The sequence below is a fragment of the Sporosarcina sp. So3-204 genome (genome assembly GCF_058068165.1).
Genome location: NZ_CM176485.1, coordinates 2,195,369 through 2,207,833, shown reverse-complemented (window position 1 = coordinate 2,207,833; position 12,465 = coordinate 2,195,369). Strand labels below are relative to the sequence as shown.

General features: G+C 35.2%; 13 protein-coding genes. 7 read left to right on the top strand and 6 right to left on the bottom strand.

The features are described 5' to 3' along the window. Positions 1-172: 172 nt before the first annotated feature. On the bottom strand, positions 173-1,594 hold the full coding sequence (locus AC3RV6_RS10755; RefSeq protein ID WP_489746040.1) for an aminotransferase-like domain-containing protein: 1,422 nt from the start codon (positions 1,592-1,594) through the stop codon (positions 173-175). 98 nt (positions 1,595-1,692) lie between these two features. On the opposite strand from AC3RV6_RS10755, the gene AC3RV6_RS10750 reads away from it, so the two are divergent. From AC3RV6_RS10750 to csaA, 5 genes are all read left to right on the top strand, one after another. After that, a complete protein-coding gene (locus AC3RV6_RS10750; protein WP_489746039.1) occupies positions 1,693-2,295 on the top strand; it encodes a LysE/ArgO family amino acid transporter in 603 nt (200 codons plus the stop codon). Between the two features lie 343 nt (positions 2,296-2,638). Further along, positions 2,639-3,082 (top strand): GNAT family N-acetyltransferase, encoded by a 444-nt coding sequence (locus AC3RV6_RS10745; protein ID WP_489746038.1) that lies wholly within the window; start codon positions 2,639-2,641, stop codon positions 3,080-3,082. Between the two features lie 64 nt (positions 3,083-3,146). Then, positions 3,147-3,614 (top strand): 2-thiouracil desulfurase family protein, encoded by a 468-nt coding sequence (locus tag AC3RV6_RS10740; RefSeq protein WP_489746037.1) that lies wholly within the window; start codon positions 3,147-3,149, stop codon positions 3,612-3,614. 393 nt (positions 3,615-4,007) lie between these two features. Beyond that, positions 4,008-4,970 carry a proline dehydrogenase family protein gene (locus AC3RV6_RS10735; RefSeq protein ID WP_489746036.1) on the top strand — a complete coding sequence of 321 codons (963 nt, stop codon included), beginning with the start codon at positions 4,008-4,010 and terminating at the stop codon, positions 4,968-4,970. Between the two features lie 389 nt (positions 4,971-5,359). Continuing rightward, on the top strand, positions 5,360-5,689 hold the full coding sequence (csaA, locus tag AC3RV6_RS10730) for a chaperone CsaA (protein ID WP_489746035.1): 330 nt from the start codon (positions 5,360-5,362) through the stop codon (positions 5,687-5,689). 254 nt (positions 5,690-5,943) lie between these two features. Here csaA and AC3RV6_RS10725 read toward each other — a convergent pair whose 3' ends face one another. Next, positions 5,944-6,504, bottom strand: coding sequence for a helix-turn-helix domain-containing protein (locus AC3RV6_RS10725; protein ID WP_489746034.1), 561 nt, complete (start codon positions 6,502-6,504; stop codon positions 5,944-5,946). 173 nt (positions 6,505-6,677) lie between these two features. Here AC3RV6_RS10725 and AC3RV6_RS10720 point away from each other — a divergent pair, with 173 nt between their 5' ends. Beyond that, complete coding sequence (locus AC3RV6_RS10720; protein WP_489746033.1) at positions 6,678-7,580, top strand: DMT family transporter; 903 nt, start codon at positions 6,678-6,680, stop codon at positions 7,578-7,580. 457 nt (positions 7,581-8,037) lie between these two features. On the opposite strand, the gene AC3RV6_RS10715 is transcribed toward AC3RV6_RS10720, so the two are convergent. After that, a complete protein-coding gene (locus AC3RV6_RS10715) occupies positions 8,038-8,928 on the bottom strand; it encodes a DMT family transporter (RefSeq protein WP_489749234.1) in 891 nt (296 codons plus the stop codon). Positions 8,929-9,090: 162 nt separating this feature from the next. On the opposite strand from AC3RV6_RS10715, the gene AC3RV6_RS10710 reads away from it, so the two are divergent. Continuing rightward, positions 9,091-10,467, top strand: a complete 1,377-nt coding sequence (locus AC3RV6_RS10710; RefSeq protein WP_489746032.1) for an aminotransferase-like domain-containing protein — start codon at positions 9,091-9,093, stop codon at positions 10,465-10,467. 287 nt (positions 10,468-10,754) lie between these two features. Here AC3RV6_RS10710 and AC3RV6_RS10705 read toward each other — a convergent pair whose 3' ends face one another. The 3 genes from AC3RV6_RS10705 to AC3RV6_RS10695 form a co-directional block, all read right to left on the bottom strand. Next, entirely contained in the window at positions 10,755-10,973 is a 219-nt protein-coding gene (locus AC3RV6_RS10705) for a spore coat protein (protein ID WP_489746031.1), read from the bottom strand. A 239-nt stretch (positions 10,974-11,212) separates the two neighbouring features. Then, positions 11,213-11,641 carry a spore coat protein gene (locus tag AC3RV6_RS10700; RefSeq protein WP_489746030.1) on the bottom strand — a complete coding sequence of 143 codons (429 nt, stop codon included), beginning with the start codon at positions 11,639-11,641 and terminating at the stop codon, positions 11,213-11,215. Between the two features lie 24 nt (positions 11,642-11,665). Then, positions 11,666-12,172 carry a spore coat protein gene (locus AC3RV6_RS10695; protein ID WP_489746029.1) on the bottom strand — a complete coding sequence of 169 codons (507 nt, stop codon included), beginning with the start codon at positions 12,170-12,172 and terminating at the stop codon, positions 11,666-11,668. Between the last annotated feature and the right edge of the window lie 293 nt (positions 12,173-12,465).

The following is a 12,465-nucleotide window of genomic DNA, read 5'->3' as shown; positions in this document are numbered from 1 at the left end:
GCAAATTGGATCCCATCTTTTCCTTATTATAGCCAAACCTGATCCATGATTTCCTTGCGGATGAACATTACTCGGATTTATTGTAACCACACCTGATACTAGCACTGCAAAGATATTCAATGACTCTTCTGCTTCCCAAACAACTAAATTAAAACGTATGAATACTAGCAAACTAATAGGGGCTAAGTTTTAGTAAAATATTTAATCCTTCTTTTAATTCTTCCAGTGAAGCGTACGCATAAGAAAGACGAATATGGTGTAGATCATTTGGCATATAAATATAGCCTGGATTAATCAAAACATTTTGTGTTAGTAAATTTAGAAATAACGCCTTGTTTACGATAGGTTCATGAAACCTTATCCATATATAGAAACCACCCTCGGACTTTTTCCAAGTGGCTATTTGTTGAAAATGCTGTGCTAATAGTCCTTCTACAAATGTAGCCCTGCTTTTCAGTTGTTTACGAAGTTTATTCAGATGCTTTTCGTATAAACCTGTCGATATCCAGTATGCGACAATTTCTTGAGAAAAGGCACTTGAACCATAATCAGTTTGCATTTTAACGTCAGCTAATCGCTTAATAACAGGTGTAGGCGCAACAATCCAACCAATTCGTAATCCAGGGCTAAGCGTTTTAGAAACACTGCCAATATAAAGTACTTGTCCTGATGTATCAAATGACTTTATGGCATCAAAAGATGATTCAAATAACAGTTCGTGATACACATCATCTTCAATGATCGGAATTTGTAGCTCTTTGCACGCATTGTATAAGCTTTTCTTTTCTTTCAACGACCAATTATGTCCTGTTGGATTATGTAATGTTGGCACACAGTAAAATAGAGATTGGCTTCTTTTTTTAAGTGACTTTAAACTTTCTGTTAACTGTGCATCCCGTAAAACTGAAATCATACGCATTCCAGCAGATTGAAAGGGATGTACTGAGTTTAAATACGAAGGTTGTTCGTGGAAGACAATGGATCGTTCCTCTAATAAGCCGATGGCAATTAATTGAAGTGCTTGAAGTGCACCTGAAACAATTAATATATTTTCTGGTGTTGTTTGAATATCCCGTTTTTTTAAATACTCACATAAAACACCTCGAAGTTTTTCACTTCCTTGTGGTGAGGAATAACCAATTGCCTTTGAATCGAGTGTAATCTCTTTTAGCGAATCCTCAATTTGTTTCGTCGGAAGTAAATCAGGTGATAATTCCCCTGTTCCAAGACGGATGATATGATCTATTTGCTCATATTCATTGATGAGTTGAATTGTATGGTAGTTCGGTTTATGAATGCTTGATTCAATGTGATGCTGCCAATTCGGTTGAGCACGATTTAAAAGCACATTCCAGGAATTATTCGCCACAAATACCCCGGAACCCATTTTTGATTCGAGTAAACCCTCTGCTTTTAATTCATCAAGCGCAAGTTGCACGGTACTTCGATTTACATTAAATTCCGTTGCGAGTTGGCGCTGTGTTGGAATCTTTGAGCCAATAGTCCAATCCCCTCGTTCAATACGAGATTTTATCCAATCTACAATTTGGTCTTGAAAAGTCAAGTGAGAGTGTCGATTTGGTTGCCATTTCATAAGATTCCTCCTGAATTGGGTGGATAAAAAGCCACCCAATTGGTTGTTTTCTTTTAGTATTATCATAGTACGATAGTAATTGAAAGGGGGTTGATTATATGGAAGCCATTATTCATGGAATCATCTTAGCATTCGGCTTAATTTTGCCTTTAGGAGTCCAGAATGTATTTGTGTTTTCGCAAGGAGCCACACAGCCGAAAGTACTTCAAGCCCTTCCGGCGATTATTACAGCTGCACTATGTGATACTTTTTTAATCCTATTAGCTGTCTTTGGGCTATCTGTTATTGTGTTGCGATTTGAATGGCTACGACTTAGCCTAGTGTTAGCTGGTATTTTGTTTTTACTTTATATGGGGTATGCTATTTGGAAATCTGAACCAAGAGCGAATGAAACGAATAACGCATTACCAATCCGTCAACAAATTATTTTTGCTTTATCCGTTTCTTTATTAAATCCCCATGCTATTTTAGATACTGTGGGTGTGATTGGGACAAGTGCATTAAAATATGTCGGAAAGGAACAAGTTTATTTTACAATCGCTTGTATTACAGTAGCCTGGATTTGGTTCTTTGGATTAACGATAGCAGGTTCAGTAATGAAAAGGCTGGATACTAAAGGAAGTATGATGAACATATTCAACAAATGCTCCGCCTTGTTTATATGGGGAACTGCATTTTATCTTTTGATTGGATTAACGTAAAGTATTATTATAGTCTCAAAATAGAAATATAGTTATATTAAATTAACTTTATATGTCTTGATAAAAGAGTAAATAGAAAAATTGTGTTTTGAAAAATACTAAACCGTTCAGTTGAGTGGTACAAAAGCTGAAATAACAAGAAAATTAACAACGAATTAGAACATCAAATTGCATTTAAATTAACGGTGCCATTTGATTTTAAAAACAGACCTATGGAAAAATTCTGCTATACTGATTGTAAAGTAAGTTGAGGTTCATAGTTCAACAATCCGGCATTTCAAAGAATAATGTTTATCGATCTTAGGTGCAAAATGTATAATTAAAACTAATAGGGGGATTTCAAATGGAAACATTTCAAGCTACGATTGAGGATTTAGAAGGTATATCAAATTTATTTAATTCATACCGCATGTTCTATGAACAACCATCAGATTTAGAGGGTGCTAAGAAATACATAAAAGAACGACTGAAAAATGAAGAATCCGTAATAATTGTTGTTAAGAACAATCAAAAATATGTGGGATTCACTCAACTGTATCCTATTTTTTCATCAATCTCGATGAAAAAAGCATGGATACTGAATGATATGTTTGTTGATCTAGAAGCACGAAAATTAGGAATAGGACAAATGCTTTTACACAAGGCGAAAGATTATGCTCTTAAAACAGGTGCAAAAAGTGTTGTTTTGGAGACAGCACCAGATAACTATGCTGCTCAAAAATTATATGAAAAAAACGGATATGTACGAGATACACTATTTTATCATTATGAATTAAGTTTAACTTAATAAATATCTAAAGGGTTCTCTCGTTAACGGGCCATATTGTAAATATTAAATTGAGGTGTTATCAATGATATTGGTTAGTTCTTGTTTAGCAGGGTTACAGGTAAGATATAACGGTACACATTGTTTAGATCACAGGATAAGTAAACTAATAGAAGAGGGCCAAGCAATACCGGTATGTCCAGAATTGCTTGGTGGTTTTTCAACTCCCAGAGAACCTGCTGAAATAATAGGTGGTAACGGGGAAGATGTATTGGATGGGAAAGCCAAAGTAGTCGAGAAATCAGGTAAAGACGTTACGGAACTATACATAAAAGGGGCTTATACTACTTTAAAAAAAGCTAACGATGTTAATGCAACAGTAGTTGTTCTTAAGGAGTATAGTCCATCCTGTGGAAGTTCAATGATTTATAATGGTAAATTTATGGGGGAGAAAGTTGCTGGGAATGGAGTCACAACTGCTTTATTAAGAAGAAATGGTTTACAAGTAATTTCAGAAGAACAGTTTGCCGATAATTTTGATGAAATAATATAATCTATCTTGAATTAACGGGGACTTGTTTGCTTTATAAGTGATTTCGTCTATATCGCTATCTGGCCAACTCAATGTAGATAAACTGTTGCTTTCCGTTCCGGTGCGCGCTTTCCGGAGGGCGTGGCTTGAGCCAAGTGAACAGCGAAGGGTTCGCTTTGCCGTATTTCTGTGGTTTTGCAGAAATTAAGGCAGCTCTAACCTTCCTTCGCTACGCTTCGTCCAGGGTCTCAAGGCTCACGCTGATCCTCCCGGAGTCGGCACCTGCACTCCAAGCAACGGAAAGTATTAAATTGCTTATTCATTAAACGGGCCATTAACTTGAATACAGTTGTGCAAGAATTGGCGGTTTTTATTGAAAAGGAAGAAATTTTAAATGAAAAGGTGGGCGTAAAAATGACTTTTACTACAGAAGAAAAACAATTTGCAGACGCATTGAAATCCATTGCACGAAATTTGGAGATAAATGAATACATTCAACAATCAAACGAACTTTATCCATTGTTTCAGAAGTCAGCTAAAAGATTTGTAACAGGTGAAACAAAAGAAGATGGATTGGCTATCGCTAAACAGCTTATACATAGAGGGTATCGTGTTTCTTTAGAATTTATTGGGGAAAACACGGCTGACAAGGAAAAATGTATCCAAGCTAAAGACGAATTTTTATCCTTAATAAAAGAATGTGGAAATCAAGGTTTAAACTCTCGTATTTCCTTTGACTTATCGCATATAGGTTTGTCTGTTAATCCCGAACTTGCCTATCAAAACCTTTTGGAAATGGCTGAAGAAGCAAAAAGTTATAATTTGTCGCTGATGATTAGTATGGAAGAGTCGGGTAAAACTGATCAAATACTTTCAATTTATAAAAGAATTGGAGCCGAATATTCGAACGTTGGGATTACACTTCAGGCCCAATTATATAGAACACTTAACGACCTTAAGGAACTACTTGAATATCCTGGGGCAATCCGTATTGTTAAAGGAGCATTTCAAGAGCCTTCGGATATTTGTATCCCTCGTTCCAAAGAGTTAAATGAACGTTATCTTGAATTAGTGGATTTGTGCGTGGAGGCAGAACATCCGGTTTCAATTGCTTCGCATGATGAAGCTATATATAAGCAAGTTACTGAACATGGTTATTTAAAAAATCCATATGTAGAAGCAGAAATGTTATACGGAATTCGTCCCGATCTTTGTAAAAAACTTAAAGATGACGGACTTCCTGTTAGTGTTTATCTAACATATGGAAGTGAGTGGTATTTATATCTCACCCATAGAATAGCTGAATACCCACCGAATATTTATGCTGCCATTACAGATATGATCAAGGGTGCAGAATCCCCTATCCAACTGTATTAAACAATCGGGTGCGATTGTTGCACAAATTGTATGCCATTAAAGGGCCAGATTATGATAAAGGTATCGAGCATAAAGTTTGGGATTGTTAGCGGGTGAAGAATAAAGTATACATTATCTTTTGTTTATTATTTATTCCACTGGAAATCTATTTAATAATTACAAATTACTCGAAGGGGTATCCATTTGCCGTAAATGTGATTTTATTGGTAGGTTTTCTAGCAGTAATATATTTATTAACTGGAAAAGAGAATAGAGATACAAAATAGAAGTTTCAGAAACGAAAAACCGATAGATATAAACAATCGGGTGCTTTAACGGCAGAAGGTTAGTGCCTCAAACGGGCCAAATTGATTAAGAGCATAAAACTAAAAAAATATGAGGTGATGGTATTGGCTTCAATTGAGGACTTTTTAAAATTAGATATTCGTGTGGGCACTGAGTTGAAAGCAGAACCATTCCCAGAAGCACGAAAGCCTGCAATTAAGTTGGTAATTGATTTTGGAGAACTAGGCATTAAACATTCTTCAGCCCAAATTACGCAGAGGTATGGGACCCAACAGCTGGTAGGAAATCAAGTAGTAGCCATAGTCAACTTTCCCCCGAGACGTATCGCAGGATTTAAGTCCGAAGTCTTGGTAATCGGTGGAGTTCCAGGTGAAGATGACGTGGTACTTTTACAACCTGAACAACCCGTTAAGAACGGTAAGCCTGTTGCCTAAAGTTTTCTGCAAAAGGGGCGTTAATAGATATGGTCAACGCTACAGGACATGATTGAGGAATAATACCATTTAGTTAACAGTTAGAAGTTTTTGAGAGAATAGTCGAAATGTTTTTGAAAGTTAAATTGTCTATAGAAAGTTAAGCCGTTTTACGGGGCTGTTCTAAAAGTCGATAATTATTCGATTTTTAGAACGGCCCCTATTTATGGTTTGAAATAACTCTATCTTTTAATACTAATATGAGGTTGGTCTATTTAAACTAAAGCTGGAGTTAGTACAAATAAAATATGATTGGGTTCATCCCTTTTGTTTGAAAATCGATGTTTAACATTTGGTGGAATGCGTACAACATCTCCTTCGTTTAATAAGTATTCTGTACCTTCAAGTTCAACATAAGCTTGTCCTTTCATGACGACAGCAATTTCTTCTTTGTCCTCGTGTGAAAAGTGGCTTTCCGTAGTGGAAGCGTGTGCATTTAACTCCATTATTAAGAGTTCAATACGTGCCTTCATGAAATCTGGCGTTAAAACATCATAGACAATATGGTCGTTATTTTCACGATACACCTTCTTTCGATCTTTCTTTCTAGAAATGAGTGAATCGATATCAATGTCGTTAATGAAAAGCGTATACAATGGCACATTTAATGCTTGTGCAATCAGCTCTAGTACACTTAACGAGGGATTTGCTTTTCCTCTTTCTATTTGGCTAATAAGTGAGGTGCTGATTCCTGCATAATCGGCGAACTCACGAATTGTCATTCCAGTCTTTCTACGATAATGTAAGACCGTTTGTCCGAGTCGATGGTTGTTCATAATGAAAATCCTTTCTAAAATAATGTTTGTTTAACTCTTTTTGTGCTTACATACTAAACATGGAGAATTAACACTTTTATCGATGATATATTTGTTTTATACTTACGTCTGTACCTGTGCATTATAACGCATTATTTTTATTATTGTAAACACATATCAAGGGGGTAATAGATTTGAAATCACCAATTATTTCTTACATAGCTTTATTTTTAGGCGTATTTGCTTTATCTACTTCAGCTATCTTTGTGAAATTAGCAGATGCACCTGCGACAATTACGGCATTCTATAGGATGTTTTTTGCAACAATAATGCTTTTACCATTTTTACTAATCAATAAAAAGAACCGAAAAGAATTATTTTCAATATCAAAAAAACAATGGGGAATCGGGTTATTATCAGGTGTATTTCTAGCAATTCATTATGTATTATGGTTTGAATCATTAAACTACACTTCTGTTGCAAGTTCGACGGTTATAGTTACATTGCAGCCACTATTCTCGATAATTGGAGGCTATTTCATTTTTAATGAGCGCTTCCGTAAAGGGGCTGTAATAGGCTGCCTCGTAGCAATTTCAGGAAGTATTATCATTGGATGGCAAGACTTTCAAATTAGTGGACAAGCCTTATTTGGCGATATACTTGCTTTTATTGCGGCGGGGGTCATAACAGGATACTTCTTCATTGGCCAGCATGTTCGTAAAGAGCTATCTCTTGTTCTATATTCAGTTATTGGGTATGGGAGCAGTACGATATTTTTAGGTATTTTTGCTTTCAGTCAGCAAATACACTTCTTCGATTATTCCGTAGATACATGGTGGTCCTTTATTGGATTAGCGTTTGTTGCAACGATATTAGGGCAAACAATTTTTAATTGGTTATTGAAATGGATAAGTACCTCCGTTATTTCAATGAGTATATTAGGAGAAACAATCGGAACTTGTATACTCGCTTATTTCATTTTGGATGAGGTGATTTCTTTACAACAAGGAATGGGAATAGCAATCATTTTGATCGGTCTAGCATTATTTTTACTACAGCAAAAAAAAATAATAAAAAGCGAGATCAATTGGCGTTAGAAGAATAGATTTTATTAAAGTTCATCGATTAGATGAATACCACTTAAAATAACCCCTTTTTTCAATGAGAGGGTGCGATTGTGTCTATATCACAATCGATTATGGCGTAATAAATTTGAAGGGACCTAATTCATATGCAATTCATATGCAAATTAGGTCACTTTTTGGTTGTTTACTTGCGTTTTTATACCAGTTAACAGAACGGGTTAGAAAAAGACAGAACTCACTTTTATTTATTCAATTAATTTGTTCTGGCTCATCAACTTAACATGTTGTACTTAAAATTGGCTCTTTAAAGGAATCAGGGTACAATTCTTACTTTAATTATAGATAAGCCTTTGAAGTTATCGCTAGCTTTTCACCTACTTCAAATCTTACATGCGACTCTATTCGTCTTATGCCAAGATAGGAGATATAACAATGCGAAACATGAAAAATAGCAAAGACGGTTTGATTTCTAATATAACCCCTTTTTTGACACGGGAGCATTTTTGCCTAATATCACTGATAAGACAACAATCACTGCTATTACAATAGTGAAAAGAGTAATCGATTCATCTAGAAATACTGTTGCAAATAGAATCATCAAAAATGGTTGTAAGTATTGAAGCTGACTTACTCTTGCTATTCCACCCATTACCATTCCACTATACCAAGCAACATATGCTAGAAATTGACTAACCACCGCGAGATAAATAAAACTAACCCAAGCTTGTATAGGTGCATGGAGCATTTCAGTTGTAAGGTTTAGTCCAACTGGAATAATGAAAAATGGAGCACCGATCATAATTGCCCAAGCAATCACTTGCCAGCTGCCTAATTCTTTCGCTAACTTCCCACCTTCTGCGTAACTAAGTCCAAGTATAATAACAGCTGCTAGTAAAGCTAAATCAGCAAATTGTAATTGACCAAATCCGAGATGAAGTGCATATATAATAACTGACAGTGAGCCGATTATACTTGAAATCCAGTATTTAAGAGAAGGAATTTCACCTGCTCTAAATATAGCAAATCCTGCTGTAGCTAATGGTAATAAGGCTAAGACCACAGCCCCATGAGAAACAGGCAAAGATTCCATTGCCCAAGAAGTAAGGAGAGGGAATCCTAAAACTGCACCAACAGCTACAATAAGTAGACTTTTGAATTGGCGAGGAGAAGGTAGTTTTTCTTTTCGAACAATCAATACCACAACTATTAAAATAGCGGCTACAACTGTTCTTCCTAATCCGACGACTGTAGTCCCGAAATACCCTACCGCAATACTTGTAGCAGGGAGCGTTAAGCTAAAACAAATGATGCCTACTAATCCTATTAATAATCCAAATTTCTCTCTATTTTCTCTCCACATCATTATCCTGCCCCTATCTTTTTAATTTCGCAAAACATCTGTACCATTTTCTGACTTTTTTAAAAACAGTTCTGCTATAATTAGAATACTATTAGGTACAACGATAAAGATAAACAGTTTTTTAAGCTGTCTGTCCTGGTTCAGTTAAAGGAGGATTAATATATGAACTCAAAATATATTAAAATAATGGAAGAAATTAAGCTCCGGCTAGCAGATGGATCGCTCATTGCAAGCAGTAAACTCCCTTCTATTCGTCAGTTAGCTGAGTATTTTTCATGTAGCAAAAATACGGTCATTAAAGCATACGCTGAACTAGAAAAAGAACATTTAATTTATTCCGTTTCTAAAAGTGGCTACTATGTTGTGAATGAATTTCAAATTACAAAAAATGAAGATGAGGTAATTGATTTCTTGTCTGCTGGTCCAGATAAAAATGTTATGCCTTATCTTGAATTCCAACATTGTATGAATCAAGCAATTCAACTCTATAAAGAAGAGCTGTTTACATACTCTGATCAACAAGGACTTTATTCATTACGAGTACAGTTAGTGAAATATTTGCAGAACTTACAGGTGTTCACTCAACCTGAAAGAGTAATCGTTGTATCTGGTTCGCAGCAAGCTCTTAATTTATTAGTTTCTATGCCATTTCCAAATGGAAAAAATAATATTCTAATCGAGCAGCCTACGTATTTCGGATTCATTGAGTCCATCAATCTGCACAAAGCTACCACTTTTGGAATTGAGTTATCGATGGAAGGGATTGATCTTGATCGTTTGGAATACATTTTTCGAAATAACGATATAAAGTTTTTCTATATCGTACCGAGATTTCACAATCCCCTTGGTCATTGTTACACGAACAGCGAAAAGAAAAAAATCGTTGAGTTAGCTGAAAAACACGATGTATATATAGTAGAAGATGATTTTTTAGGGGACCTTGATCCAGATACAAAATCAGATCCTTTATTTTCTTTTGATTCTTCTGGGAGAGTAATATATATTAAAAGTTTTTCTAAAATTTTCCTCCCAGGGTTAAGAATAGGCTTTGTCGTTTCTCCAACGTTGATGATTAACAACTTTTTAAGATATAAATTTTGTTCGGATTTTAATAGTTCAGCACTTTCTCAAGGTGCGCTAGAAATCTATTTAAAAAGTGGTATGTTTACTAGGCATCTCAAAAAAATAAAAGAAGTATACCGGACTAAAATGAAAACCCTTCAAGAAGCATGTGAATTATTGCTGCCGGCTAATACGCATTTTTCTAAACCGACTTCAGGATTCTATTTATCAATCTATTTGCCCGAGACTGTGACAGCGAAACAGGTAGTTCATATGCTAAAGGAGCAGAATGTATATGTTGATGATGCCTCTAGAATGTTTTTACTAGAATATAAAAATGAAAATCTCCTTCGATTAAGCATCTCTCAAGTAAATGAGAGTCAAATTAAACTAGGGATAGGGCGATTGGCTCACTGTATAACTTTAATTGACAGTAGAAAAAATCATAATACTCCAAATAATTTTTTACACTTATAGTATAAAGAAGTCTATAAAAGGTTGGCTACAAGAATAGCCAGATGTAACCGTGCCGTAAAAAGGTTGCAAAGATTGAATGATAGATTGAACAGAGAGGGAGCAACCAAAGCAATGGGTCACTGTTTTAACGCACGGGAACCTGAAAAACACAATAATAAGCTACTCTTTTTCAATTGAAAAAGAGTAGCTTATTATCTTATTTTTTTATCCATTTTAATCAGATTTGTTCAATAGTTATTCAAAAATAAAAAACGCCAGTGTTAAGGCGTTTTAAGTAATAAAGATAATTATTTGGCATCCTTTTTCGGGGATGATTGTTGATCAACAAATTGATCGACTTGTAAAGTTAGTTCCTCTACAAGCTCTTTAAGCAACTGTTTTTGCTCGTCCGATAATTTCCCTTTAACATCAACTAGATCTACCCCGTTTTTACTTAGCGTATTACTTACTATTAAATCAATAACTTTGTTGGGAATTGCATTTGTTTTTTTAGGTGAATCGCTCACGCCATCGCTCCTTCTTGTGATATCGCTCGTTTTTATAGTATGCAACAAACAATTAAAAGGAGACAAGGAATATTTTTCGTATTCCTAACCTACTAATTTACAGTAAGATTACAAAATAAAATAATGTTCAACGATACAAAGGAATCTATTTGTTGCATTGATAAGAAATTCACCCTAAATGATAAGTCAACTGTATTCTAGAGGGTAAAACGCCCTTTTTCTTTTTGATTAACTGTATATTATAGAATATCTAACTTAGCTACTAAAGTAACCAGTACTTGTAGCATTGCTTGGATGTTTACTGCCAAGTCGGTATCTGTTGTTGTAACTGTTACATTTCTTGATCCCTCAACAATTGTTTTCTGAACGTTTCGTTGTTTTGTATTAATAAATTGTCGCATATCTTGTGCGACTGCTCTGCCTTGATCCGTATCTCCGATAGTAACGCTAATGATTGCAGCAATTGCTGCTTGAATTCCTAGTTGTAATGACAGTGCTGCTTGTGTATCCGTTGTTTGTATATCAACACCTTCGGAATCCTTTACGATGATCCATTCATAAGATTGCTGCTTATTGGACACTGATTGTACGCCATTTTGTTGAACACCTTCGTTGTTGTTTCCATTGTCATTGCAATGGTCTAATGCTCTCCACTTTTTTTTGCCCATTTTTTCACCTCTTTTCTTTATTAATTAAAGGACATCTAATTTAACTACTAATGAAACCAAGACTTGTAGCAGTGCCTGAATATTCACAGCCAAGTCTGTATCAGTAGTCACGATATTAACGTCATTAGAGTTATCAATATAGATATTTTGTAGATTCGTTTGTTCGTTATTAAATTGTTGAAAGATGTCTTGTGCCACAGCTTGGCCCTGATCAGAATCACCAATTACGATACTTACAACTAAAGCAATTGCAAGTTGTAAGCCCACTTGAAGAGAAACCGATGCTTGCGTATCCGTCGTCTGAACGCTAATGTTGCAAGAATCTTTAATCCATATTACTTCATCGGAATTTTGGTCTACGGATGAGAGCTGATCGCCGTCCTCTATAACCGCTTCATCATTAAAGTGATTGTAATGCCAATGTTTATCTCCGATTAGACTTTCCTCAGAATTATAGTTGTTACAACGTTTGCAGTTCTTTACTGCATTTCTATTTTCATAACTACATCGTCTACATTTCCAGTTACTCATTTCTTAATCTCCTTTCCTAATTATTGGCCAAGTTGAAAAAATACTTTACAACCTTGCTTCTGTAGCATATGAACAAATTAATTATTGAGATAGTCGTTTGACTATCTTATAAAGTGTTTAAGATAAACAATGAACGCAACAAACTTGCCTGGTTGTAGGGGAACGTTATTAATTAAATTGAAGGATTATGTTAAAAGAAATTATAAGAATTGTATAATCTTGTTAATTATTTACAGCTGAAGAATTGAATGCTTGAATAAAATATGGAACCAGCGTCTAAGCAATCCGAAATT

Coding starts and splice junctions, on each gene's coding strand:
- AC3RV6_RS10755 (WP_489746040.1), bottom strand. CDS start 1,594: ATGAAATGGCAACCAAATCGACACTCTCACTTGACTTTTCAAGACCAA.
- AC3RV6_RS10750 (WP_489746039.1), top strand. CDS start 1,693: ATGGAAGCCATTATTCATGGAATCATCTTAGCATTCGGCTTAATTTTG.
- AC3RV6_RS10745 (WP_489746038.1), top strand. CDS start 2,639: ATGGAAACATTTCAAGCTACGATTGAGGATTTAGAAGGTATATCAAAT.
- AC3RV6_RS10740 (WP_489746037.1), top strand. CDS start 3,147: ATGATATTGGTTAGTTCTTGTTTAGCAGGGTTACAGGTAAGATATAAC.
- AC3RV6_RS10735 (WP_489746036.1), top strand. CDS start 4,008: ATGACTTTTACTACAGAAGAAAAACAATTTGCAGACGCATTGAAATCC.
- AC3RV6_RS10725 (WP_489746034.1), bottom strand. CDS start 6,504: ATGAACAACCATCGACTCGGACAAACGGTCTTACATTATCGTAGAAAG.
- AC3RV6_RS10715 (WP_489749234.1), bottom strand. CDS start 8,928: ATGTGGAGAGAAAATAGAGAGAAATTTGGATTATTAATAGGATTAGTA.
- AC3RV6_RS10710 (WP_489746032.1), top strand. CDS start 9,091: ATGAACTCAAAATATATTAAAATAATGGAAGAAATTAAGCTCCGGCTA.
- AC3RV6_RS10700 (WP_489746030.1), bottom strand. CDS start 11,641: ATGGGCAAAAAAAAGTGGAGAGCATTAGACCATTGCAATGACAATGGA.
- AC3RV6_RS10695 (WP_489746029.1), bottom strand. CDS start 12,172: ATGAGTAACTGGAAATGTAGACGATGTAGTTATGAAAATAGAAATGCA.